Below are 22,603 nucleotides of genomic sequence, written 5' to 3' on the forward strand. Positions count from 1 at the left end.
GCTGTTCGCATTGCCATGCGCCGAAAGGCGTAGGCGCTTCCACGGCAGTCATCCGCCCTGGCGCAGGTGTGCACCCCAGTCGGCCAGTGTATCCAGCACCTGCCGGCTGGCGTCATCGGTGCGCTGCACCTGCAGGGCCTGGATGAGCTGATCGTAGTCGTCCAGGGTCAGCCCGCCGTCGGGGGCAAACAGCAGCCGATTTTCGCGCCATTGCGCCCAGGCCTGCGCCTCTTCCGTGCTCAGGCTGTCCGGGAAATGACGGGCACGGTAGCGCTGCAGCAGGATGTTGAGCCGGTCGTCCGCGAAGGGCGTACCGATGGCGCGCAGACCCTCGCCATCGAGCTGGCGGATCTCCTCACAGCGCCGGCGATCCCCATCCCCCACGAAGCCGTCGTAGAGCCCCTGTTCCGGGTCCGCGCTGGGCGCAAAGTCCTGCGCGGAGAACAGCTCGGTGACGGTGTCGCGCACCGCATCCATGTGCTGCATCAGCGTCCGGGCGTGTGCTTCGCAGCGCGTCATGTCGAGGGCGAGGCGCTTGAGGTCGACCCCTTTCAGTGTGCTGACCGGGGCAAGCACGGGGCAGTGGTTGAGCTTGACGCCCTTTAGCGGTAGGCGCTGCACATCGTCGGGCAGGTCCTCGACCGGGGTGAACAGCCGGTCAAAGAGCTCATCGGGGGGCAGCTGCAGCAGATCCGCGGGGTCATGACGCAGATCGAAGCAGATCACCGCGTTGTTGTTGGTGGGATGGACGGCAATCGGCAGTACCGGGCTGATGCAGCCCGTGGCGGCCGGGAAGCGCTGCGAGACGTGCAGCACCATCTGCGGTGCATCCGGGTCGAGTAGGGCGCGCGCGGAGCGCTTGTCGCGATGCTGGAAGACGTAGTCGAAGAGCTTGGGTTTGCGTGTCTTGAGCAGCCGGGCGAGCGCGATCGTGGTGTGCACATCGGACAGCGCGTCGTGCGCGCGCGTCTTGACCAGGCCATTGGCCTCGGCGAGCTGCTCCAGCCGGAAGCTGGGGGCGCCGTCGTCTCGGCTTGGCCAGACGATGTCCTCCGGACGCAGGGCGTAGACCAGCCGGACAGCGTCGATCAGATCCCAGCGCGAACAGCCGTCGCGCCATTCGCGCGCGTAGGGGTCGTGGAAATTGCGCCAGAGCGCGTGGCGCGTCAGTTCGTCGTCGAAACGCAGACTGTTGTAGCCCACGCCGCAAGTGCCAGGCCGGCCGAGTTCTTCCACGATGCGGGCAATGAACTGGGGCTCCGGGAGGCCTTCCGCTTGCGCCTGCTGGGGCGTGATGCCGGTGATGAGGCAAGCCTCCGGATGCGGCAGCAGATCGGTGATCGGTTGGCAGTAGGTCACCAGTGGGTCGCCGACGGGCTCCAGGTCCAGGGTCGTGCGCTGACCGGCAAACTGGGCCGGTCGGTCGCGCCGCGGCTCCGCACCAAAGCTTTCGTAGTCGTGCCAGTAGAAGGTGGTGTCCGTCATCGTATGTACCGGCGAATCCTGGCGCGGCACTCTATCGGACATTCCTGCATGGCGTGGGCCGAGCCCTTGCCGCACGGCAGCGGATTGCATGCCTGGCTGCTGCAAGACCCCCGCCTGCATGCCGTATCCTTCGCGCCATGGCAATCAATGAATGGCTCACTAGCCCGGTCTATGGCAATCCTCTGATCGACTGGCTGATTGCGCTGGCTATCGCACTGTCGATCAATGTCGTCGTGGCGGCGATCAAGTGGGTGGTCGACGCCCGCCTGCGAGTGCTTGCCGAGCGCACCCATACGCCGGTCGATGACTCGCTGGTCGCCGCCGTGCTGCGCAGCAATCAGCTTTTGATCCTGGTGATCTCGCTGGCCATTGCCGCGCATTACCTGGTGCTACCGGCGACTCTCATGACGGTGCTGCGCGGGGCAGCGGTCATCGCCGGCTTCGTCCAGCTGGGGCTCTATCTCAGTGCCCTGATCGAGTTCTGGGCGGCGCGCTCCGAGGCGCGTGCGCGCGAATCGGATATGGCCGCCGCGACCACGCTGCGGGCCGTCAAATTCGTGGCCAAGGGCATCATGTGGGCCATGCTGTTGCTGCTCGCCCTCGACAATCTCGGGGTCAATGTCACCGCGCTGGTCGCGGGCCTCGGTGTCGGTGGCATTGCGGTGGCGCTGGCGGTGCAGAACATCCTGGGCGACCTCTTTGCCTCGCTTTCCATCGTGGTCGACAAGCCCTTCGTGCTGGGCGATTTCATCATGGTCGACAGCCATATGGGGACCGTGGAGCACATCGGCCTGAAGACCACGCGACTGCGCAGCCTCGGCGGCGAACAGCTGGTCTTCTCCAATTCTGATCTGCTCAAGGCCCGGCTTCAGAATTTCCAACGGCTGCAGGAGCGTCGTGCGGTGCTACGTGTGGGTATCGTCTATCACACCGAGACGGCGCTGATCGAGCGCGTGCCGGAGCTGATCCGCGAGGCCATCAGCGCGCAGGACGGTCTGCGCTTTGAACGTGCGCATTTTGCCCAGTTCGGGCCTTCTTCCCTCAATTTCGAAGCGGTCTACTGGGTGCTTGATCCCACCTATATCCGTTTCATGGATCTGCAGCATGCGGTGAATATGGGCATCGTCGAGCGCTTCCGGGCGTACGGCATCGAGTTCGCTTTCCCAACGCAGACCGTGCATGTGGGCAGTGTCCCGGCGGGGTTGAGCGGACACATCGCCGGGCCCGATCTCAGTTCAGGGTGAATTCACTCCCGTGATTTCACGGTGGAGCCACATTGACGCAAAGGAGGTTCATCATGCGTCTGCAAACGTGGATCGCCGTGACCGCTCTGACCCTTCCCCTGGGTGTCGGCGCGCAGACCGGCAAGGCCGCCCATTGGGGCGGCATCAAGCTCGGTACCAATACCGAGGTGCAGATGCGCACCGAGGCGCAAAGCCACGAGGAGCCGGGTGACAGCCTGCGCGCTCGCGACGACGCCAAGCGGCAGAGCGTGCGCCAGGAGGCGGAGGCGCTCAGCGACGCCGAACTCGAGGCGCGCGCCCATGCTGGCCGCGAACTCTGGCAGTCGATGAGCACCGAAGAGCGCGCGTCTGTTCGCGCCATCATGCGCGAGGAGCGCGAACAGGATCGCGCACAGTTGATGCAGCGCTGGGAGCGCATGTCGCCCGAAGCACGCAATGAACTGCGTGCCCAGGCCCGCGCGAGGATGCGCGCCGGCGGCGCTGCCGACGCGCAGTAAAGCTGGACCGAAGGCAGCGGGTGTCGCCGGTGGCGGCACCCGCTCTGCCATGGTCAGCGGCCGGTTGGCTGCCGTGGCCGCTCAGGCAGCGAGCGTACCCCGGCGGTAGTCGTCGAGCGCCTGCTCGATTTCTTCACGGGTGTTCATGACAAAGGGGCCGTATTGCACCACCGGCTCGTGCAGCGGCTTGCCGGCAATCAGCAGACATCGGCCGCCTTCGGCACCGCCAGAGACGCGGACCGAGCGTCCCTCGCCCAGCACGTGGGCGCAGTCCAGTTCCAGGGGTGCATCCCCAACCTTCGCCGCACCTTCATCGAGATAGAGGAAGGCGGCGTGCTGCTCCGCAATCGGGAGCGTGATGTCCGCGTGCGGCGCGAGCCACAGGTCGCAGAACAGCGGGTCAGTGGCTGCCTCTCCTGAGGCATTGACGGCGCCGGAGAGGCGCCAGCCTTCGCCCTCCAGATGCCCGGCGATGCAGCGCAGCTGAACACCTGCGGCCGGCTCGGCGTGGGGGATGGCGTCGGCCGGAATATCGCGGTAGGCGGGTGGCTGCATCTTGAGAGCGGCGGGCAGATTGATCCACAGCTGAAAGCCGCGCATGCGCCCGTCGCGCTGCATGGGCATTTCCGAGTGGATGATGCCGCGACCGGCCGTCATCCACTGCACACTGCCTGGACCCAGGTCGCCGGTGTTGCCCATGTGGTCACGATGCTGCATGTGGCCGTCCAGCATGTAGGTCACCGTTTCAAAGCCGCGGTGCGGGTGCGCCGGGAAGCCAGCGATGTAGTCGTCCGGATTGTCCGTGCGGAAGGCATCCAGCATCAGAAAGGGGTCCAGACGCAGGGCAGGCGTGCTGCCGATGCTGCGCTTGAGGCGCACACCGGCGCCGTCCGAGGCGTCCTGGCCGGGAATGCGGCGAAGCAGGGAGCGGTGTTGCGGTGCGGCCATGGGCTTTCTCCTTATTGGAACCTTCCTATCATGCCGCCCGTGCCGCCCCATTCAAGCGAAATGCATTGGCGTTCACCTTCAAGCATTCTGAAGGTGCTAGACGGTGGCCCCTATCGGTCCATCCAGCGGCGCTGCAACTGGCCGCGGATGTGGTGCAGTGTCAAAGCCACTTGCTCACGCTCGACGCCGTCATGCAGTGACGCTAGCGCCTGATCCAGTTCGTACAGAATCGCGCGCGCTCCGGCATCGCGCACCTCGCTGGCAATCCAGCCCACCGCCACCAGGCGCTCACCTTCGCTCACCGGCTCGACGCGATGCAGTGTCGAGGCGGGGTAGAGCAAACAGTCGCCGGCAGCGAGTTTGACGCAGCGCTCGCCGCCGGGCTCCTGCACGCAGAGTGCGCCGCCTTGGTAATCCTCCGGCGCGGACAGGAAACAGGTGAAGGACAGGTCGGTGCGTACCCCTTCGATGCGCGCATCGTCGACGTGCAGTCCATAGCCCATGCCGCTGCGATGACGGCTTACCTGGATGCGGGCGAAGCGGCGGGGGCGGGCATAGGCCTGCACTACGGGGTGGGCGCGCAAGCGCTGCTCGATCATGCCGGCAATGGCAAGCGACGGAGCACTGTCTGGTGCAAGCTGCTCGTTGTGCTTGACGGCGCGGGCGCCACCGCGTGCGGAGTGTCCGCCATCAATGAAGGGTGCATCGCCCGCTAGCACCTCGTGGATGGCTTCCAGGGCATGCGCATCGAGAACACCGCCGACGGCAAGCATCGCGGCTACTGGATGGCGCTGGCGGCGAGTTCGATCCGCGCGGTGGCTCCAAACAGGCGACCTGGATCGCGGTCCAGCTTGGGCGGGGGCACCAAGTCGGTCCACAATCCGGAGATACGGTCGAGTTGCGTGCGCGCCACCTCGACCGCCGAGGCAACGCCGGCGCGCTGCATCTGCTGATCATTGGCGCTCAGCGCGTCGAGCTCGGCGCGCGCCACGCGCACGAAGCCGAGTGCATCCTGGTATTCGTGGGCATTGACCACTCGGCCGTCATCCAGCGCCACGGCATACTCCTGAGCGGCCGCGCGCAGCAGCTGGATGATGACGCCGAAGCGGGTCTTGGCATCCGCACGCTGCGCCACCGGCACGGCGGCTGCGGCGGCATCCAGACCGTCTTCCACAGCGGCAAAGGCATCCTCCACCGCGCCGATCTCAGCACCTGTCTCGACCTGCGCGGCGAGCTGCTGCAACGCCTCGGCGAATCCAGGTGCGCCGCGCACCTCCAGGGCGGGCTTGAGACCGGCATAGAGTTCGTCGGCCGGATGCTTCATGTGCGTGGCAGCGGCTTCGCGGTGCCCGTTGCGGTAGAGGTCCACCCCGATCGTGAGGTGGCCGCGGATCAGACCCAGCCGCGCCAGGTACACGCTGTCGTCGCGCAGGATGGAGGCCTTGCGGCCTTCTCCTTCTCCTTCACCTTCACCTTCACCTTCACCCATCGCTTTGCCGACACCTTCCGTGGCCTGAGCCAGGTGCATCGGAGCCTTCTGCACTGCAGTGTCCGCGCTCGCAAGAGCCGGGCCCGTGGTGCCTAAGGCCACGCTGCCGCTCAGGGCGGCGATGCCGAGACGGTAGATCGGTTGCAGCCGAAACCGGTCGGGGGCGGTACTCGCTGTGGAGCGGGGCGCGTCTTTGGTCATCGTGATTATCTCGTTGAGAATGCGCCGCATTGTCAATGGATCGCGTGCAGCGCGTAAAGCGTGTCACGACGCAGGCGCTGGGGTGGTCCAGCTACCATGGGCGTCACCAAGGGCAGAAAGGGGGGCCGCCCATGACGGCGCTCTGGTTGTGTGCAAGCTGTGCGCTGGGGGTGGGGCTGGCGCTCTACGGTGAATCGTCCGGGCGTAGCGTCTTCCAGTGGCTGGGCAAGCCCTTGGCAGCCATCAGTTTCGTCTTGGCCGCACTGTATTGGGGGGCCTGGGAGTCCACCTATGGCCGGACCCTGCTCGTTGGGCTGTGCCTGGGCGCGGTGGGGGACGCTCTGTTGATCCCACGTTGGCACGCGCGGGCTTTCCTAGGCGCGCTCAACCTCTTTCTGCTGGGCCACGTTGCCTATGTCATCGCCTTTGCGGCGCTGCCACTGCACGGTGGTGCTGCCGCACTGACCGCCGCCGCTACGGTGGCGATGGGCATCGCGCTCGCCTTCTGGCTGTTGCCGCATGTCTCCGAGGACCTGCGCACGGCTGTACTGACCTACTTTGGCGTCATCGGTGTCATGCTCGTGACCGCAGTCAGTGCCTGCTGGGCGGGGGCCTCTGCGTTGCTCGCGCTCGGCGCCTTGGGTTTCGCCGCTTCGGACGTGGCCATGGCGCGCGAACGCTTCGTGCGTGCCTCCCCGGTCAACCGTCTTGTCGGCATGCCTTTGTACTTCGCGTCGCAAATGACCCTAGCGGCCAGCGTGGCATCCGCTGTAGTGATCTAGCCAGCCTTGCAAAAGAATGGGCCCCGCGGGAGCGGGGCCAAGGAACTACAACGCGGACCTGTTGCCCAGGTTCGCCCCATCCGGCCTGGGGGCGGAGCGAAGGCCTGGTGCAGTGATGGCGGCCAGCGGGCTGGCCACTTCACGCAATCACATCGGACCGTAATGCGCCGGGATTGCAGCGTGGTGACCCTGCATTGACGCGTGCATGACAGGCGCGCGCTGCGCGCGCCGCCGGGTTCAGTACGCAATGACCGCGTTCGGGAAATAGGCCGACACCATCCAGTGCGGCGCATCGACGATTTCGCTGATATGCAGATCGGCGGCCACGCTGATCAGGCAGTAGGCGTCTTCCGGCCGCATGTGATGGCGTGAGCACAGGGTGTCCACCAGATGACGTACTGCATCACAGGCCGCGGTCATCAGGTCCGGTCCGATGCCCGTGGTGACGCAGAAACCGCGTTGATGCTCGTTGCGGAGCGGGGTCGCCGGGACATCCAGCATGGGGCTGGGTGGGCCCTTGCCCTTGTGCAGCGTGATCTGCAGTTGAACGTCCATGGGCGCTTCGACGGCCGTACCGCAGACTTCGCCGTCGCCCTGGGCGACGTGGGTATCGCCCAGCGACAGCAGCGCCCCCGGAACCGCGACCGGCAACCACAGGCGCGCCCCTGGAATCAGATCCCGACAATCCATGTTGCCGCCGGTGCGATAGGGCGGGATGACGGCGTGTGTACCGTGCTCGACCGGTGCCACGCCGATGGTGCCGATGAAGGGGCGGACCGGAATGCGCACCCCGGGCAGGAATTCCGCCACCTGCGCGTCGTGTCGCGAGACGATCAGATGCGGGCTGGGGAAGTCTTCGGCGAGCAGGCCGAAGCCCGGAATGATGGCCGTCCAGCCCCAGCCCGAGGGATGAATGTCGAGAATGTCGATGGCCAGCGCGTCGCCGGGCTCGGCGCCGTCGACATAGAGCGGGCCGCTGAGCGGGTTGGCGCGCTCCGCCGACAGGCCGGCGACGGCGTCGACCGGGGCGTCGGGGGTGATCTGTCCGCCCGAGGCATCGGCACAGTGCACGTCCACCCGGTCACCGGGGGCCAGCGTGAGGGCGGGCGTGGTGGCCCGATCCCAGCCCAGATGGCGAGCATGGTGGTGGAGACTATGCTGGTGCACGCACTGCTCCCCGGCACTGCTCGAAGCGGCTGACGACCTCACGCATGTCGACCGGCAGGCGATCACGCATGGGACGCAGGATGCGTGGCGGGATCTCGCCGTAATAAGCCTCGGCGATGGCGCCGGCGATGCAGGCCTGGGTATCGGCATCGCCGCCCAGACTGATGGCCTTGCGGATGGCGTCCTCGACGTCGCTCGATGCGAGGAAGGCGATGATGGCCTCGGGTACCGATCCGGGGCAGCTGGCATCGAAGCCATAGTGCGGCCGGATGTCGTCCAGGCTGCGATCCAGGTCATAGCCAAAGCTCAGGCGCAGCCGCAGGCGCAGATCCTCGCGGGTGATCCCGCGGCGTGCCAGAAACACCGCCAGCGCCACGGCCTGTGCACCACGGATGCCTTCGGGATGGGCGTGCGTCGGCAGCGCGCTGTCCCGCGCGGCCTCCAGAACCGCGGGCTCCTCGTCGTACAGCCAACCGATGGCGGAGACCCGCATGGCCGCGCCGTTGCCGAAACTGCCAAGGGGGGCATGCGGTGCACGCAGCCACTGCGCAAAGCCGGCGCCGTAGCCGGCGTGCGGATAGCGATGCCCCCAACGCAACAGGGCGGCGCGGTAGTCGGCGTCGCGCATGGTGGCGTCGGCGATGGCAATGGTCAGGACGCTATCGTCCGTGGCACGGCAATGCGGATCCCAGAGCGGGAAGTCCTCGTGCTTGATCGGTGCCGCCTCGTAAACCGAGCCGATCATGTCTCCGGCAATGGCTCCGAGCATGTCGCCTCCGCGTCGCAGGGCGCTTCAGGGTATCTCAGCCTTCCGGCTTGTAAAACAGGGTGACGTGCCGCGCCGGCATTTCCACACGCCAGCCAAACTGGGAGGCGATCCACGCCATGGTGCGCTGGGAATAGAACAGGACGTGGGTCGGGTCGCGCAGGTAGTGCCACTGCGGCAGGTCTTCCGGAGCGCGGGGCGGGGTGCCGGTCATGACCCCCAGCCAGCCGCCCGGACGCAGCAGGCGGTTCAGCTGCGCAAGTGTCTCGGCAGGGCGATGCAGATGCTCGAAGACCTCGCTGGCAGTGATGAAGTCGTAGCGATGGGTGAGGCAGGCGCGGTCCGGCGCGTAGATCGGGTCGTACAGCGCCACCGCATGACCGGCTTCACGCAGCATGGCGGCCAGGGCCGAGCCATCGCCGCAGCCGAAATCCAGACCGCGCGCGGCTGTCGCCAGGCGCCGTTGCAGGGCATCGAAGAGTGGCTGCAGGAAGCGGCGGTAACCGGAGTCATCGGGCGCATTGCGATGCAGTTGATAGTAGGCGCGTTCGCTCTGGGCATCGGGCCACTGCGCGGGATCGCGTTGCATCAGGCCGCAGTGACCGCACTGTCCGAAGTCGACGCCGCGAACGCAACTCAGGTGCCGCACGGCCGCCTGCCCGCAGAGCGGGCAGGCGCTGTCGTCAAACATGGGCGGGAGACGGTCCCTCTGCGTCGGCATGCAGCGTGATCGGAGGCGGCAGCAGCGTGTACATCACCGGCGTGACCAGTCGCCCGATCAGGGTGGAACTGATCAGCCCACCGATGATGACCCAGGCCAGCGGCGAGTACAGCGCAGAGTCCGCCAGCGCCAGGGCGAGCAGGCCGGCCACGGCGGTGGATGTCGTGAGCAGAATGGGCAGGAAGCGAATCTCGCCGGCTTCGATGACCGCTTCGCGCAACTCTTTGCCCTGGCGGCGGAGCAGGTTGGTGAAGTCCACCAGCAGGATGGAGTTCTTGATCTCGATGCCGATGAGCGCAATGAATCCAATCATCGCCGTGAAGCTGATCGGATTGTTGGTCAGCAGCAATGCCAGCAGCCCGCCCATGATGCCCAGGGGCACCACGCCGGCCACGATCAGCATGCTGCGGAAACTGCCGAATTCCAAGATCAGCACAGCGAGGATGCCGAAGACCGCGATAAGTATGGCCGTTCCAAGGCCGCCAAAGGCTTCCTGGCGGCTCTCGACCTCGCCCGCAATGTCCAGGGTGTAGCCGGCGGGCCAGTCGAGAGCACGAATGCGCTCGACGATGTCCCAGGTCAGGGTTTCGGTGTTGTAGCCGGGCTCGGTGAAGGCCGTAACCAGCGCCGCACGGCTGCGCTGCTCGCGCTCGATGCGTGCTGGTGAACTCGCCAGTTCGATGCGCGCCAGCTGCTGCAATGGAATCTGGGCGCCCTGGGCATTGGGCACGTGCAGATCATCCAGGGTGTCGAGCTGGGCGGTGGTCTCCATGGGGCCGCGCACGATGATCGGATAGTCGTCGCCGCGCGCGTTGTACACCGTGCCCGCCGGCAGCCCGGAGAGGGCAATGCGGGTGGTGGTATCCAGCGTCAATGCATCCACACCGAGCAGGCCGAGGCGCTGCTCGTCCGGGTTCAGCGCCAGATCGAGCCGGGTTCGTCGCTGCGAGTTCACGATGTCGCGCACGCCCGGGGTGTCGCGCATGATGTCCTCGACCTGCGCCGCCAGCATGCGCAAGGTGTCGAGGTCACGGCCCAGCACGCGCAGCGCGATGGGGGCTTCCGTGGGCGGCCCGTTCTCGAATTCGCGCAGGACGATATCGGCGCCGGCAATGTCCTCGAAGCGGTCGCGCAGGCGCGCGTAGAACAGCGGCGTGCTTTCGCCGTCGAAGCGCTTCAATTGCAGGAATATCTCGGCGTAGTTCGGCGCCACTTCGCGTTGGAAGATGTTGTAGTAGATCTGCGGGTTGCCACGACCGAGGTTGGCCATGACGTGGTCGACCTCTTCCTGTTCGAGCAGGATGGTCTCGATCTCGCGCAGCACCCGATCGGTGGCCTCGCGATTGCTGCCGTCCGGCAGGCTGATCTGGACCAGTGCCTGCGGCGTATCCGCCTTCGGGAACATGGCCAGTCCGACCGCAGGCGGCACCAGCGCGACGGTGGCCAGTACCGCCACCAGACTGAGGCCCAGTGTCAGCCAGCGAAAGCGCAGTGCCCCCTTGAGCAGCGGCCGATAGACACCGTGGATGAAGCGCATGACGGTGCGCAGGATGATGTTGCCTTCGCTGTCCGCGGTACGCGGCAGCGTACGGCTGGCAAGAAAGGGAATGATGGTGAGCGCGACGATGAGCGATGCCGTTACGGTGAAGGTCACCGCCAGCGGCAGGCCGCGGATGAAGTTGCCGGATTCGCCGGGCAGGGCCAGCAGGGGAAGGAAGGCGAACAGCAGAGTGGCCGTGCTGCCCAGCACCGCCAGCGTGATCTGCCGCGTGGCCAGCAGCGCCGCTTCGGCGCGGTCATGGCCCAGGCGCAGATAGCGGGCGATGTTTTCGGTGACCACGATGGAGTCGTCCACCAGCAGTCCGAGCGCCACCACGAAGCCGGCGATGGAGAGCTGGTTCAGCGTGTAGCCGGTGAAGTACAGCGCGGACAGCCCCATCGCCAGCGACAGCGGAATCGACACCATGACCAGGCCGGCCGAACGCAGGCCGAGTGGCAGCAGCGTGAAGGAGACGGCGATCAAGGCAATCAGGAAGTCCTTGGTCAGACGGCCAATACGCGCCGCCACATTGCGCGACTGATCGAAGGCGCGAACCAGCTCGACGTCGCCCGGCAGTTCGGCCTCGAAGGCGTCCAAGGCGTCCCAGATCAGGGCACGGGTATCGATGGCGCTACGCCGTTCGCGCTGGTTGGCCACTACGTACACGGCACGCTCGCCGTCCAGCCGGGCGGTGTGCCGCTCGGGGCCGAAGTCCCAGCGCACCTCCGCCACATCGCCCACGCGCACCATGCGGTTGCCGTCGGAGACGATGACGGTATTGCGGAGTTCCTCCAGGCTTTCGATGTCGCCACTGCTGCGCAGGTTGAGGCGACGCTCGCCGGCATCGACCGAGCCGCCCGGCACATTGCGCGCGCGGCCGGCCACCGCCTGATGCACCTGCAAAGCAGCAATGCCGGTCTCGGCCAGGCGCGCGAAGTCCAGCTCCACGCGCAGTTCGCGCTCGGGCAGACCCTGGATCTCCACGTCCTTGATGGCGTCGATGCTTTCCAGACGGTCCTTCAAGTCCTCGGCGCTGTTCTCCAGGGTCGCCCAGGTCGCCGTTTCCGAGACCAGACCGAGCTGCACGATGTTCACCAGGCCCGGATTGATGCGCTCGACCTCCACCCGCGCCACGCCTTCGGGGAAATCCGGGCGCAGCAGGTCGATCTCGCGGTTGATGGCATCGAAGGTGCGATCGGTATCGACGCCGACGAAGAATTCGGCGCGTACGGTGCCCAATGAGTCGTCGGCGGTACCGGCGATGACCTTGACGTCATCGACCGCCTTGAGGGCGTCCTCGATGGGCTCCACCAGCTGGCGTTCCACTTCCAGCGCGTCGGCACCGGGGTAGACCGCAATGACGCGGTAGGCCGAAATGTCGAAGACAGGATCCTCGGTGCGCGGGATCTGCTGCCAACTGGTGACGCCGATCGCGCTGAGCAGCGCGAAGGCCACCAGCATGAAGGCGGGATTGCGGACGGAAAATTCGGTCAGGCGCATGGGGACGTGCTCTAGTCGAGCAGGCGAACGGCTTCGCCGTCACGCAGGAAACCAGCCCCGGCGGTGACGATGCGGGCATCCTCCGGCAGTGGGTCCTCCAGGACCGCGCGGCCGTCGCCAAACCAACGCACGCGCACCGTTTGCGCCATGACACGCTGCGCATCGTCGCTTAGCCGGAAGATAAGCGCGCCTTGGCTGCGTTTTTCGACCAATGCGGCGAGCGGGATGCTGCTGTGGGTGTCATCGCGTTCCACCGTGCGAATGCGGGCGCTTGCCAGCAATCCACTGGCGAGCTGTGGTGCCTGCTCCGCGTCCAGCGCGATGTCAATATCGAAGGTGCCGGTGCGCGGGTCGGCCTGACGGCCAATCTCGGACACCGCGCCGGACAGGGTGATGTCGGGATAGGCGGACAGGGTGACATGGGCGCTGTCGCCCACGCCCACGCGCAAGGCCTCGCGGTCGGGCAGGGAGGCTGCGAGCACGAAGCCGCCGCCGACATTGCCCACGGCCAGCACGGGTTGTCCGCCGGCGACGGTTTCGTTGTCTTCCACCAGGCGGCGCAGCACGACGCCATCGGCCGGGGCGCGAATCACGGCGTGGCGCTGATTGAAGCGGGCACTGCGCAGCTGCGCCCGAGCGACTTCATAGGCCGTTTCCAGGTCGTCCAGCTGCTGCTGGGTGATGACGCTCTCCGCGCGCAGGCGACGCCCGCGCTCCAGGTCGCGCAAGGCCTTGTCGGCTGCGGCCTCGGCTTGTTCCACAGCAGCGTCGACTTCGGTCGTGTCGAGACGGGCCAGCAGCTGCCCCTGCGTGACGCGGTCGCCGGCACGCACGGCCACCTTTTCGACGATGCCCGGCACGCGGAAGGCAAGGCGCTGTTCATCGCGCAGTTCCAGGCGACCGGTCACGCGAATGTCCGGGAAGGCCGGAGCGGGTTCCGGTTGCACGGCGCGGACGGCACGCGGCGGGGGCGGCTCTGCCTGAGCGCTTTCTTCCTGCGCGCAGGCGCCCAGCAGCAGCGTCAGGCCCAACAGGCCCGCGGCCCAGGCCGGGATGAGGATTGCGGAGCTATGGCGTGGCATCGGGAGTCTCGGCGGAGGCAATGGGCAAGGCCGGCAGGGGGTAGCTGGCGCTGACGAATTCGACTTCGGCACGCTGATCCTGCAGGGCGAAACGGGTGATCACGGCATTCAGCCGGGCCTCGGTGAGGGCGCGCTGGGCGTCGATGAAGGCGACCTGGGACAGGCTGGCCTCGGCGCGCTTGCGCTCGGCGATGGCGAAAGCGGCCTCGGCAGCTTCCACCCGCGCCCGCGCCGTGTCGACCGCGCGTCGACTGACCTGCAGCGCGTCCCGGGCATGTTCCAGTGCAATGTTTAGCTGGCGCTCCAGGTCGCGGCGCTCGGCGCGCAGCCGCGCTGCCTCGGCCTGGGCGGCATCGCGCGTATCGCGGCGGACGCCGAAATCGAACAGGTTCCAGCGCATCACCACCGACAGCGTGCCGAACTCGCTGTCGTCTTCGATGGCGTAGTTCTCGCCCTGGATGCCGTAGTCGCCCGCCAGCAAGACTTCCGGCAGCAACTGCGCGGCCTCGGCCTCGGCTTGTGCCCGTGCCGCACGGATGCCGGCATCCAGTTCCCGCAGTTCCGGACGTCCCTGGACGCTGGCCGTGCCATCGCGCACAGGCGCGCCGGAAGCAGCCGGATCGCCGTCGGCGTAGCGCTGGCCATCCGGCAAGACCAAGGTGTCGGGCGTATTGCGGTCGAGCAGCCGCGCCAGTTGGCGCCGCGCCTGCCGGGTTTCGGCCCGCGCGGCATCCAGACGCTGTTCCACTGCCAGCATTTCCGCCCGGGCGCGCAGAACGCGGTCCCGGGTGGCGGACCCTTCGCGCTGCATGACGCGTGCGATGCGCAGATCCTCCTCCAGCAGGCCGAGGCTGGCTTCGAGAATGCCCTCCGCGGCTTCGGCCTGAGCGGCACCGTAGTAGGCGCGTTTCACCTCGCGCACGAGCATGCGCGCGGTGGCTTCCAGCCGTGCCTGCGCCGACTCGCTCTGCGCGGCGCGCGCGGCGATGGCCGCCGTCAGTTCAGGTGCGAACAGCGGTGCCCGCAGGGTCAGCTTGGTTTCCTGCTCCTGCGGACGCAGGAAGGGAATCTCGCGATTCTCGAGATCGGTCGGGAAGGCGGGCTGCTGACCCTGCTCCTGCAGCAATTGATTGAGCGTGGCATAGACCGGGTTGAACAGGTCGCCGGTGGGGAATTCGATGACGCGGCCGCCCAGGGCGCGGGTGAAGCGTGCTTCCACGCCAAGACTGGGCAGGCGCTGTGCGCGCGTGGCGTCGGCGCGCAGACGCTGCGCCAGCAGGCGCTGCATGCTGGCCTCCATCGCCGGATTCGACATCAACGCTTCGCGAATGTAGCGCTGCAGTTGAGGGTCCTCCGCGGGTGCCGCGAGTGCCTGCGTGCAGAGCACGCAGACAGCCAGCAGCAGCGCACACAAGCGGGCAATTTGGCGCTTCATGTCAGGCCTCCACGGAACGGACCGCGAGTTCGAGGGCATCGTCGACAAAGGCATCGATGGCGATGCCTCCGTCCTGCACGACCGATCCTTTGTGCTGGGCGATCTGCAGGACGCCGTGGGTGAAACCCCACATGGTCATCGCGATCTGCATGGGGTTGTCGATGTCGGCGCGCAGACTGCCGTCGCGCATGCCCTGTTCGATGGCGCCGACGGTGACCTCGTGCACGCTGCGGCCCACCGCCAGGGTCTCGGTATGGGCCGTGTCGTCGTCTCCGGCATCACCGGCTTCCGTGGCCTCGAAGCGCGACAGGGCCTGGAAGTAGGCGGGATAGGAACGCGCGAATTCCATATAGGCCCGTCCGATGGCGAGCAGCTGATCGCGGCCACGGTCGTGGCGCTGTACCGCTTCCTGGAACAGGGTGCGCAATTGGGTAAGGGCACGGCGACAGATGGCGAGGTGCAGCGCGCGCTTGTCGCGAAAGTAGACATAGACCAGCGCACGCGAGACCCGGGCACCCAGCGCCACATCATCCATGGTGGCGCTATCGAAGCCGCGTTCGCAAAAGACCCGCTCGGCGGCGTCGAGAATCTCGTCGTGCCGTCGCTGTTTCTCTTCTTCCCGTCGCTGTTGGCTTGGTTGCATGCATGTAAAGTAATTGACGAATTGTCAATGAGTCAACGCTTGTCTTGTTTTGGTCCTCGCGCAGGCAGCGCCGTCACCGATGCGGAGCAACAAGGGAGCTTCGTCGTGCGAGTGGCTGCGCCGGTCGGTGCGGGGCGGGCGCACATCGCTTCGGCTGGCAGGCTGACGTATCATCCGCCGCCATCGGCTTCTTTCTGCATCTGGGTGTAAGCGCTACATGTCTTCGTCTTCCAAAGCTTCCTGGTCCGCCGCGCCGTTGAACTGGCCCGCCGTCATCATGTTCGCGTTGACCATCCCGCTGGGATTGATCGTGGCGCCGCTGTACATCCTCTCCGCCGACCCGAGTCCCTGGCTGTACGCCTGGGCCTTCGGACTGTTCTGGCTGACGGGCATCTCGATCACGGCCGGCTACCACCGCTATTGGGCGCATCGCAGTTACCGCGCGCGCGGGCCGCTGCGCTGGTTCCTGATGCTCTTTGGCGGCATGGCGCTGCAGAACAGCATCCTGGTATGGGCATCGATGCATCGCGTGCATCATCGCCATGTCGACGACACCGAATCGGACCCGTACTCCATCAAGCGCGGCTTCTGGTTCGCGCACATGGGCTGGATGCTGCGCGACTATCCGAGCGGCGACATCGATACCAGCGGCGCGCGGGATCTGGAGGCGGATCCTCTGGTGGCCTTCCAGCACCGCTATTACGTGCCGCTGGCGGTTGGCATGAATCTGCTGGTTCCGGGGCTGATCGGCGCCCTGCATGGCGACATCATCGGCGGCCTGCTCATTGCCGGCGCCCTCCGCCTGGTGCTGGTGCACCAGATCACCTTCTTCATCAACTCGCTGGCGCACTACTGGGGCAAGCGTCCCTTCACGCGCGCCAACACGGCGCGTGACAACGGCTTCATCGCGCTACTGACCTTCGGCGAGGGCTATCACAACTTTCACCACCTGTTTCAGTGGGATTACCGCAACGGCATCCGCTGGTGGCAGTTCGACCCCACCAAATGGTTGATCGCGGGTGCGGCCCGTGTCGGACTGGCGTCGGATCTGAAGCGGGTCCCCGAATTCAAGATCCAGCGTGCCCTGTTGGAGACGCAGCTGGAGCATGCTCAGGCGCGGGCGGACACCGTCGCGCTTGCCGAGGACACGCGGCTTGCCCACCTGCGCCGACTGCTCGAACAGGAGGCGGATGCGCTGCGCGATACGGTGTCGGCCTGGGCCCGTTGCCAGCAGCAGCGCATCCAGATGGCGCGCCAGGAGATCTCGCACCGCTGGGAGCGCTCCGAGCTCAGCACGCGCGTGCACGAGCTGGAGTGGAGCCTGGCGACTTCGCTGCGCGAGCAGCGTCAGCGGGTGGGCGTCGTGGCGCGTCAGTTGGCACGCGCCGCCGCCGGTCACAAGGCCGCCGCCTGAGCCAGCCCCCGGCAGGGGCATTGATCTCGCCGCGGGGGCGGCTGCCGATCCTCAGGGAGTCCGTCCGCCGCAAGGCTGGCGCAGGGTATACCGGCGCGCAACGCGCGCGCCGCATTGCGTCTATTCGGGCTTAGGCGAGGCCATTCCCTGCAAACGCGAGCGGCCGATACCTCGGTTGTTCGCAGCTGCGCGCAGCGCAGGCTCAGTTTTTCGCCATCGATCCGCTGGCTGCTTTGTCGCTGGATGCAAAGCGCTCGCGGTAGAAGGCCTTATAGGCCTCGGCTGTGCGTTCAGGGGCTTCCAGCATCGGTAGATGACCAACATCTTCCATGGGTACGAAGCGGGTATCCGGATGGGCACTGGTCCATGCCTTTGCGCCTGAGGGGTGCAGTACCTGATCCTGCATTCCCCAGACCAGCAGGGTGGGCGTGTCGATCTCGGCTACCCGCGCATTGAGGGGTGCGTCGGCGCGCAGCTGCTGCAGGATGCCGGCGTAATGCTCGTAGCGCGCCACGGTGCGCTCGGCCAGGGTGTCACGCACAAACCAGGGCACCGTGGGTGGCTCGTGGAAGACTGCTTCCATGGTCCGGTCGTAATCGTCGACCGACTGCGGCAGCAGTGGGTTGCGGCCTGTTTCCTCATAGGTTTTCCAGATGTCGCTGGTGGTCTCTCCAACCAGCCCGCCGGGTGCCAGCAACCATAGCGAAGCCACCCGTTCGGGGGCGGCGAGGGCAAGGCGCGCGGCCAGGAAACCGCCCATCGAACTGCCGCCCAGATGCACCGGCCCCTCAAGCTCGAGCGCGTCGAGGAAAGCGAGCAGGCGGGGGATCTGCGCGTCGGCATCGTAGCGCGCGTCGGCGGGCGCACTGGCTTCGCCGAAACCGGGAAGATCCGGGATGATGAGATGGAAATCGCGATTCAGGTAGCGTGCGATGCGGGTGAAGTTGTCCTTGTTGGCGGTGAAGCCATGCAGCAGCACGAGGGTTGGGCCTTCGCCGGTCTCCAGGTAGGGGATGGTGAAGCCTGCGGCTTCCACGCGGTGCTCTTCCAAGCTGGCCATGCGGCGTTCGAACTGGATGGCGAATTCGGTGGCCGTACGCGGGGCGAAGACCATGACGGCGATCACCAGCAGCAGCAGGACAGCGCCAGCGTAGTATCCGAAGCGCGTGAGGGAAGGCATTGCGGGTCCTTAGGGTCGAAAACGCCAAGGATAGCGTGCGAGCGGCCTGCACCAAGCGCAAAAAACGAACGCCCCGGAGGGTGGGGCGTTCGCGAGTCGCAGCACACGCCGGCGAGGGAGGAGGGAGAACTGCGCCGGCACGTGCAATGTGCCTCAGGCCATTGCGTCCGGCGCGTCGGCGTCGATGAGCGGCGGCGCGAAGCCGCTAACCGGTCCCAGCACCGACATCGCGCATCAGGCTCTCCTGGACCACGCTGGCCACGAGTTCACCGGTGTGCGAGAAGATCTCGCCGCGCGACAGGCCTCGGCTCGCCTGGCTGGTGGGCGAATCCATGCTGTACAGCAGCCATTCGTCGGCACGTAGGTCGCGATGGAACCAGATGGCGTGGTCAATGGAGGCCACCACCATGTTGGGCGACAAGTAGCTCTGGCCGTGTGGCAGGAGCGCCGTGGACAGGAGATTGAAGTCCGAGGCGTAGGCCAGCACGCAGCGATGCAGCAGAGGGTCGTCCGGCAGCTGGTCCGCCGCACGGAACCAGATGTGCTGCTCGGCTTCGCGCGGTTCGGGCGCGAAGACATCCATCGGTTCCACCGGGCGGAACTCGATGGCCAACTGCCTCAGCACCGCCCGGCGCAGGCGCTCCGGGACCTCCGGATGGGCGTCCAGCCATCGATTGCGCAGCGTGTCCTGACTCTCCAGCGACTCGGGATGCGGCACATTCGGCATGGTCTTCTGGTGTTCCGAGCCCTGCTCCGGGCGCTGGAAGCTGGCAATCAGGGACAGGATGGGCTGCCCGTTCTGAATGGCCTGTACCCGCCGCGCCGAGAAGGTGCGCCCGTCCCGTACCCGGTCGACGTCGTAGACGATCGACTGGCTCATGTCGCCGGGACGCAGGAAATAGGCGTGCAGGGAGTGTGGGCTGGCATCTTCCACCGTGCGCGAGCCGGCCATCAAGGCCTGGCCGATGACCTGTCCACCAAATACGCTCTTGCCGCCAAGGTCGCGTGACTCGCCGCGAAAGATATTGACCTCGAGCTGCTCCAGATCGAGAAGGGAAACCAGGTCCGCCAGTGCCTTGTTGGTCATTGTTCGTCACCGTTGTCGTGGGAGGAGTCCGCGCGGATGCCGCGCCGCAGTCCTTTGCCGAGCAGACGGTTGATGCCACGGATGCCGCCGTAGACGGTATCCGATGTCACGTCATGCACCTCGCGCACGATGCGCGTGGTGGCCCGGGTTTCCGGAATGCGCTCCAGGATTTCGAAGGGAATGCTCGCGATGCCGCGGTGCAGGCCCTGTACCGTGCGGGTGGTGCCGTCGACGGCTGTTTCCGCCAGTTGCTGGACGGCGCCGATTCGACGACGCTGCATCAGCATGCGCTGCGCCTCGGTGTAGCGGGCGGCAGCGGCGGCGATGTCGCGGCTCAATTCACGGATGTCGTGATCCTGTGCGAAGCGCAGCTGTGCCAGCCACAGTCCGCCGCCGGCACAGAGCACGGCCAAGACAAGGGCGCCAGTCAGCATCAGCGGCCTCCCAGCAGGCGCACGCGCGGCTCGATGCCGTACTCGCGCAGTTGCGCTTCCAGAATGTCGCGGGCTTGGCGATAGACTTCGCGCTGGATGAGCGCGGGCGCCAGTGCGCCAAACTGTCCGGCAACCCAGGACTCCTTGGCAGCGACTTCCAGCGGGTTCAGGATTTCCACGCTGAGCACGCGGCTGCGGGCTTCTGCCAGTTCCTTGCGCAGTTGCGGACCGAGTTCCGCGTGCAATGGGGCGAGTTCCTGGGTATCCATGCGAAGGGTACGAAGCGCGCGCTGGGCGTGGATCTGGCGGACGGCCAGCCAGCACAGCAGCAGGAGATTGATGGCGAGAAGAATGATGGCAGTAAGCAGCATGCGGTCGGCCTTCGATGGCGTGCGGGTGCACAAATTATGCGCAAGGACAGAGCGGGGTGACGGCCGTGCGACTGGCTGAAGCCCAGTCTCGGCTGCCGGTTGCCGAGGTCGCGGAGGCCGTATGTGCCGCCGTAGCTCAGGGCGGCGCGGTGCTCTGTGCGCCGCCGGGCAGCGGCAAGACCACGCTGATCCCGCTGCTGTTGCGGAGCTTGCTGGCCTCGGGCGAGCGCATCATCGTGGTGACGCCACGTCAGGTGGCGGCACGCGCGGCGGCCCGGCGTATGGCTGAGTTGGTGGGCGAAGCGGTCGGCGAGCAGGTTGGGTATCAGGTGCGCTGGGACCGGCAATGCTCCGCGCGGACGCAGATTGTCGTCATGACCGAAGGCGTTTTGCTGCGGCGCCTGGCTCAGGATCCGGAACTGCGGGAGGTGCGTTGCGTTGTGCTCGACGAATTTCACGAGCGCAGCGCCGATGCCGACACCCTGCTCGGAATGCTGCTCGATGTGCGCGACAGCCTGCGCCCCGATCTCGGGTTGCTGGTGATGTCGGCTACGCTGCAGGCAGAGCCGGTGGCCGAGCTGCTGGGTGGCGTCGAGATCATTCACGCCGAGGGGCGGATGTACCCGGTGGAGATTGAACATCAATCCCTGCCCGCAAGCCCGGTGACCGAATGGCGCGCCTTCGCGGACGGGGTGGCTCGTGCCGTGCACGACAGCTGCGCGCAGCGCGACGGCGATGTGCTCGTTTTCCTGCCAGGGATGCGGGAAATCCGCGCCGTGGCTGATCGTCTTGCGGCAGTACCGGCGGAGTTGCACGTGCTGCACAGCAGCGTGCGCGCCGAGGACCAGGATGCAGCGCTACGGCCCGCCTCGCAGCGCAAGGTCATTCTGGCAACCCCCATTGCCCAGACCAGCGTGACCGTCGAGGGCGTGCGTACGGTGATCGATAGCGGTTGGCACCGTCTGGCGCGCTTCGACCCCGGCGCCGGTAGCGACCGTCTGGTGACCGAGCGCGTGTCACGCGCTGCCGCCGACCAGCGCGCCGGTCGCGCCGGGCGCGTCGAAAGCGGGCACTGCCTGCGCCTATGGTCGACGGACCAGCACGCACGTCTGCCCGCCTTCGATACGCCAGAAGTGTTGCGCGCGGATCTCTCCGCCTTTGTGTTACGCGCCGAGTGCTGGGGTCGCGGTATGGCGCGTGCCCTGCGGCTACTCGACCCGCCGCCGGACGTCGCCGTGCAGCGCGCCGAGAGCTTGCTGCAGCGCCTTGGCGCGCTGGATACCGAGACGGCGGCTGTCACGCCTCTTGGGCAGGCCATGAATGCGTTGCCGCTGGGGGTGCGAACGGCCGCCATGTTGCTGCGCGCCGAGGGGTCCACCTCGCGTCAGTGCGCCATCTGGCTGGCCGCCCTGCTCGATACCGATCAGCTGGGCGACGAGCCGCTTGAACGACGGTGGGCGCAGCTCGCGAGCCTGCCAGCCCATGCTCCGGTCCGTCGCGTGGCCCGCGATCTGGCGCAGGCGCTGCAAACGCGTCTGGACGGGGCGCCAGCGCGGGTTGATCCGGAGCAGCTTGCCCCGCTCATCGCGAGCGCCTTTCCAGAGCGCGTCGCGCAGCGACGCCATGCCGACAGCTCCCGATTTCTGTGCGCAGATGGGGGTGAGGTCGAAGTCGACGCAGCGCAGGTTGGCACGGCTGAGTGGGCGGCCGTCGCGCATTGGTTGCCCGGCACACCGCGCCAGGCACGACTGGCAGTGCCGCTGGCACGGGCGGATGTAGAAGCCGGACACTGCGGGCGCTTGGTCGAGGTGGAATACCTGGGTTGGGACACCGCGCGTGGCGCAGTAGTGGGCGAGTACCGCACCCAGTTGGGTGCCATCATCGTGTCGCGCCGTTCCATGGCACGACTCCCACCGGCCCCTACAGCGGAGCTGCTGCTGGAATGGGTGGCCGATCAGGGGCTGGCGGTGCTTCCCTGGTCGGATACGGCCCGCGACCTGCAGGCGCGCATTGGGAGCCTTCGCGCCTGGCGCGGCGGGGATTGGCCCGCGCTGGACGATGCCAGCCTGTCAGGCGATCTCGATGAATGGCTCGCGCCCTGGTTGGCCGGGATGACCCGCGCCAGCGATCTGCGGACCCTGGATATGGAGCAGCTCATACGCAGTGCGGTCGACGCGCATCAATGGCCCGCGCTCGAGCGGCTGGCGCCGGCCGTCCTGCAAGTGCCGACCGGGCATCGCATTCGCCTGCAGTACAGTGGCGACGCCGAACCCCCCGTCCTGGCTGTGAAGCTGCAGGCCCTGTTCGGCATGTCCACGCATCCCACGGTCAATGACGGGGCGGTGCCGGTACGCATCCATCTGCTGTCGCCCGCAGGGCGTCCGCTGCAGATCACCCAGGATCTGGCGTCCTTCTGGCAAAACGGCTATCGCGAGGTGGCCAAGGACCTGCGCGGACGCTACCCGAAGCACCCCTGGCCCGAGGACCCGCTCGCCACCCAAGCGAGCATGCACACCAAAAGACGCGGTACAGCTTGACGCGGCGCTGAGGCAAAACGACAATACGCGCCCTTCGCGCATCGCGCGGCGTCCCGGTGGCGCCAAACACGTTGCCGAAT

20 protein-coding genes are annotated in these 22,603 nt (G+C 66.8%); 5 read left to right on the top strand and 15 right to left on the bottom strand.

Annotated elements, in window-relative coordinates; genetic code table 11:
* Positions 1-48 precede the first annotated feature (48 nt).
* Positions 49-1,485 carry an exodeoxyribonuclease I gene (gene sbcB / locus ACOOFO_RS05575; protein ID WP_420428803.1) on the bottom strand — a complete coding sequence of 479 codons (1,437 nt, stop codon included), beginning with the start codon at positions 1,483-1,485 and terminating at the stop codon, positions 49-51.
* 137 nt (positions 1,486-1,622) lie between these two features.
* On the opposite strand from sbcB, the gene ACOOFO_RS05580 reads away from it, so the two are divergent.
* Both ACOOFO_RS05580 and ACOOFO_RS05585 read left to right on the top strand, forming a co-directional pair.
* Positions 1,623-2,729: a mechanosensitive ion channel family protein gene (locus ACOOFO_RS05580; RefSeq protein WP_420428805.1), complete on the top strand. Its 1,107-nt coding sequence runs from the start codon at positions 1,623-1,625 to the stop codon at positions 2,727-2,729.
* A 53-nt stretch (positions 2,730-2,782) separates the two neighbouring features.
* Positions 2,783-3,226, top strand: a complete 444-nt coding sequence (locus tag ACOOFO_RS05585; RefSeq protein WP_420428807.1) for a hypothetical protein — start codon at positions 2,783-2,785, stop codon at positions 3,224-3,226.
* Positions 3,227-3,307: 81 nt separating this feature from the next.
* On the opposite strand, the gene ACOOFO_RS05590 is transcribed toward ACOOFO_RS05585, so the two are convergent.
* The 3 genes from ACOOFO_RS05590 to ACOOFO_RS05600 form a co-directional block, all read right to left on the bottom strand.
* Complete coding sequence (locus tag ACOOFO_RS05590; protein WP_420428809.1) at positions 3,308-4,174, bottom strand: pirin family protein; 867 nt, start codon at positions 4,172-4,174, stop codon at positions 3,308-3,310.
* A 110-nt stretch (positions 4,175-4,284) separates the two neighbouring features.
* Entirely contained in the window at positions 4,285-4,947 is a 663-nt protein-coding gene (locus ACOOFO_RS05595) for a Fe2+-dependent dioxygenase (protein ID WP_420428811.1), read from the bottom strand.
* A gap of 5 nt (positions 4,948-4,952) precedes the next feature.
* Positions 4,953-5,864, bottom strand: coding sequence for a hypothetical protein (locus ACOOFO_RS05600; RefSeq protein ID WP_420428813.1), 912 nt, complete (start codon positions 5,862-5,864; stop codon positions 4,953-4,955).
* 131 nt (positions 5,865-5,995) lie between these two features.
* On the opposite strand from ACOOFO_RS05600, the gene ACOOFO_RS05605 reads away from it, so the two are divergent.
* Entirely contained in the window at positions 5,996-6,646 is a 651-nt protein-coding gene (locus tag ACOOFO_RS05605; RefSeq protein WP_420428815.1) for a lysoplasmalogenase family protein, read from the top strand.
* Positions 6,647-6,883: 237 nt separating this feature from the next.
* On the opposite strand, the gene ACOOFO_RS05610 is transcribed toward ACOOFO_RS05605, so the two are convergent.
* From ACOOFO_RS05610 to ACOOFO_RS05640, 7 genes are read right to left on the bottom strand one after another with little or no spacing between them, the layout of a single operon-like run.
* A complete protein-coding gene (locus ACOOFO_RS05610; protein WP_420428817.1) occupies positions 6,884-7,813 on the bottom strand; it encodes an acetamidase/formamidase family protein in 930 nt (309 codons plus the stop codon).
* A complete protein-coding gene (locus ACOOFO_RS05615) occupies positions 7,800-8,582 on the bottom strand; it encodes an ADP-ribosylglycohydrolase family protein (protein WP_420428819.1) in 783 nt (260 codons plus the stop codon). The genes ACOOFO_RS05610 and ACOOFO_RS05615 overlap by 14 nt, the downstream gene beginning before the upstream one ends.
* 34 nt (positions 8,583-8,616) lie before the next feature.
* Positions 8,617-9,270: a class I SAM-dependent methyltransferase gene (locus tag ACOOFO_RS05620; RefSeq protein WP_420428821.1), complete on the bottom strand. Its 654-nt coding sequence runs from the start codon at positions 9,268-9,270 to the stop codon at positions 8,617-8,619.
* Positions 9,263-12,340 (bottom strand): efflux RND transporter permease subunit, encoded by a 3,078-nt coding sequence (locus tag ACOOFO_RS05625; RefSeq protein ID WP_420428823.1) that lies wholly within the window; start codon positions 12,338-12,340, stop codon positions 9,263-9,265. Before ACOOFO_RS05625 ends, ACOOFO_RS05620 begins: the two co-directional genes overlap by 8 nt.
* Before the next feature lie 11 nt (positions 12,341-12,351).
* Positions 12,352-13,422, bottom strand: coding sequence for an efflux RND transporter periplasmic adaptor subunit (locus tag ACOOFO_RS05630; protein ID WP_420428825.1), 1,071 nt, complete (start codon positions 13,420-13,422; stop codon positions 12,352-12,354).
* Positions 13,409-14,857: a TolC family protein gene (locus ACOOFO_RS05635; protein WP_420428827.1), complete on the bottom strand. Its 1,449-nt coding sequence runs from the start codon at positions 14,855-14,857 to the stop codon at positions 13,409-13,411. Before ACOOFO_RS05635 ends, ACOOFO_RS05630 begins: the two co-directional genes overlap by 14 nt.
* Position 14,858: 1 nt before the next feature.
* Positions 14,859-15,500, bottom strand: a complete 642-nt coding sequence (locus ACOOFO_RS05640; protein ID WP_420428829.1) for a TetR/AcrR family transcriptional regulator — start codon at positions 15,498-15,500, stop codon at positions 14,859-14,861.
* A gap of 217 nt (positions 15,501-15,717) precedes the next feature.
* On the opposite strand from ACOOFO_RS05640, the gene ACOOFO_RS05645 reads away from it, so the two are divergent.
* The gene (locus ACOOFO_RS05645) at positions 15,718-16,914 is read left to right on the top strand and encodes a fatty acid desaturase (RefSeq protein WP_420428831.1); all 1,197 of its coding nucleotides are present in this window, start codon (positions 15,718-15,720) and stop codon (positions 16,912-16,914) included.
* 202 nt (positions 16,915-17,116) lie between these two features.
* Here the strand turns inward: ACOOFO_RS05645 and ACOOFO_RS05650 are convergent, their stop codons facing one another.
* The 4 genes from ACOOFO_RS05650 to ACOOFO_RS05665 all read right to left on the bottom strand — a co-directional run bounded on the left by ACOOFO_RS05650 (position 17,117) and on the right by ACOOFO_RS05665 (position 19,986).
* On the bottom strand, positions 17,117-18,094 hold the full coding sequence (locus ACOOFO_RS05650; RefSeq protein WP_420428833.1) for an alpha/beta fold hydrolase: 978 nt from the start codon (positions 18,092-18,094) through the stop codon (positions 17,117-17,119).
* Positions 18,095-18,299: 205 nt separating this feature from the next.
* Positions 18,300-19,181, bottom strand: a complete 882-nt coding sequence (tesB, locus tag ACOOFO_RS05655) for an acyl-CoA thioesterase II (protein WP_420428835.1) — start codon at positions 19,179-19,181, stop codon at positions 18,300-18,302.
* Positions 19,178-19,615: a hypothetical protein gene (locus ACOOFO_RS05660; RefSeq protein WP_420428837.1), complete on the bottom strand. Its 438-nt coding sequence runs from the start codon at positions 19,613-19,615 to the stop codon at positions 19,178-19,180. The genes tesB and ACOOFO_RS05660 overlap by 4 nt, the downstream gene beginning before the upstream one ends.
* Entirely contained in the window at positions 19,615-19,986 is a 372-nt protein-coding gene (locus tag ACOOFO_RS05665; RefSeq protein ID WP_420428839.1) for a hypothetical protein, read from the bottom strand. Before ACOOFO_RS05665 ends, ACOOFO_RS05660 begins: the two co-directional genes overlap by 1 nt.
* A gap of 56 nt (positions 19,987-20,042) precedes the next feature.
* Here ACOOFO_RS05665 and hrpB point away from each other — a divergent pair, with 56 nt between their 5' ends.
* Positions 20,043-22,523: an ATP-dependent helicase HrpB gene (gene hrpB / locus ACOOFO_RS05670; RefSeq protein ID WP_420428841.1), complete on the top strand. Its 2,481-nt coding sequence runs from the start codon at positions 20,043-20,045 to the stop codon at positions 22,521-22,523.
* The last annotated feature ends 80 nt before the right edge of the window (positions 22,524-22,603 follow it).

The organism is Algiphilus sp., from assembly GCF_965216485.1.
Classification (GTDB): Bacteria; Pseudomonadota; Gammaproteobacteria; order Nevskiales; family Nevskiaceae; genus Algiphilus.

Coding starts and splice junctions, on each gene's coding strand:
- sbcB (WP_420428803.1), bottom strand. CDS start 1,485: ATGACGGACACCACCTTCTACTGGCACGACTACGAAAGCTTTGGTGCG.
- ACOOFO_RS05580 (WP_420428805.1), top strand. CDS start 1,623: ATGGCAATCAATGAATGGCTCACTAGCCCGGTCTATGGCAATCCTCTG.
- ACOOFO_RS05585 (WP_420428807.1), top strand. CDS start 2,783: ATGCGTCTGCAAACGTGGATCGCCGTGACCGCTCTGACCCTTCCCCTG.
- ACOOFO_RS05590 (WP_420428809.1), bottom strand. CDS start 4,174: ATGGCCGCACCGCAACACCGCTCCCTGCTTCGCCGCATTCCCGGCCAG.
- ACOOFO_RS05595 (WP_420428811.1), bottom strand. CDS start 4,947: ATGCTTGCCGTCGGCGGTGTTCTCGATGCGCATGCCCTGGAAGCCATC.
- ACOOFO_RS05600 (WP_420428813.1), bottom strand. CDS start 5,864: ATGACCAAAGACGCGCCCCGCTCCACAGCGAGTACCGCCCCCGACCGG.
- ACOOFO_RS05605 (WP_420428815.1), top strand. CDS start 5,996: ATGACGGCGCTCTGGTTGTGTGCAAGCTGTGCGCTGGGGGTGGGGCTG.
- ACOOFO_RS05615 (WP_420428819.1), bottom strand. CDS start 8,582: ATGCTCGGAGCCATTGCCGGAGACATGATCGGCTCGGTTTACGAGGCG.
- ACOOFO_RS05620 (WP_420428821.1), bottom strand. CDS start 9,270: ATGTTTGACGACAGCGCCTGCCCGCTCTGCGGGCAGGCGGCCGTGCGG.
- ACOOFO_RS05625 (WP_420428823.1), bottom strand. CDS start 12,340: ATGCGCCTGACCGAATTTTCCGTCCGCAATCCCGCCTTCATGCTGGTG.
- ACOOFO_RS05630 (WP_420428825.1), bottom strand. CDS start 13,422: ATGCCACGCCATAGCTCCGCAATCCTCATCCCGGCCTGGGCCGCGGGC.
- ACOOFO_RS05635 (WP_420428827.1), bottom strand. CDS start 14,857: ATGAAGCGCCAAATTGCCCGCTTGTGTGCGCTGCTGCTGGCTGTCTGC.
- ACOOFO_RS05640 (WP_420428829.1), bottom strand. CDS start 15,500: ATGCAACCAAGCCAACAGCGACGGGAAGAAGAGAAACAGCGACGGCAC.
- ACOOFO_RS05645 (WP_420428831.1), top strand. CDS start 15,718: ATGTCTTCGTCTTCCAAAGCTTCCTGGTCCGCCGCGCCGTTGAACTGG.
- ACOOFO_RS05650 (WP_420428833.1), bottom strand. CDS start 18,094: ATGCCTTCCCTCACGCGCTTCGGATACTACGCTGGCGCTGTCCTGCTG.
- tesB (WP_420428835.1), bottom strand. CDS start 19,181: ATGACCAACAAGGCACTGGCGGACCTGGTTTCCCTTCTCGATCTGGAG.
- ACOOFO_RS05660 (WP_420428837.1), bottom strand. CDS start 19,615: ATGCTGACTGGCGCCCTTGTCTTGGCCGTGCTCTGTGCCGGCGGCGGA.
- ACOOFO_RS05665 (WP_420428839.1), bottom strand. CDS start 19,986: ATGCTGCTTACTGCCATCATTCTTCTCGCCATCAATCTCCTGCTGCTG.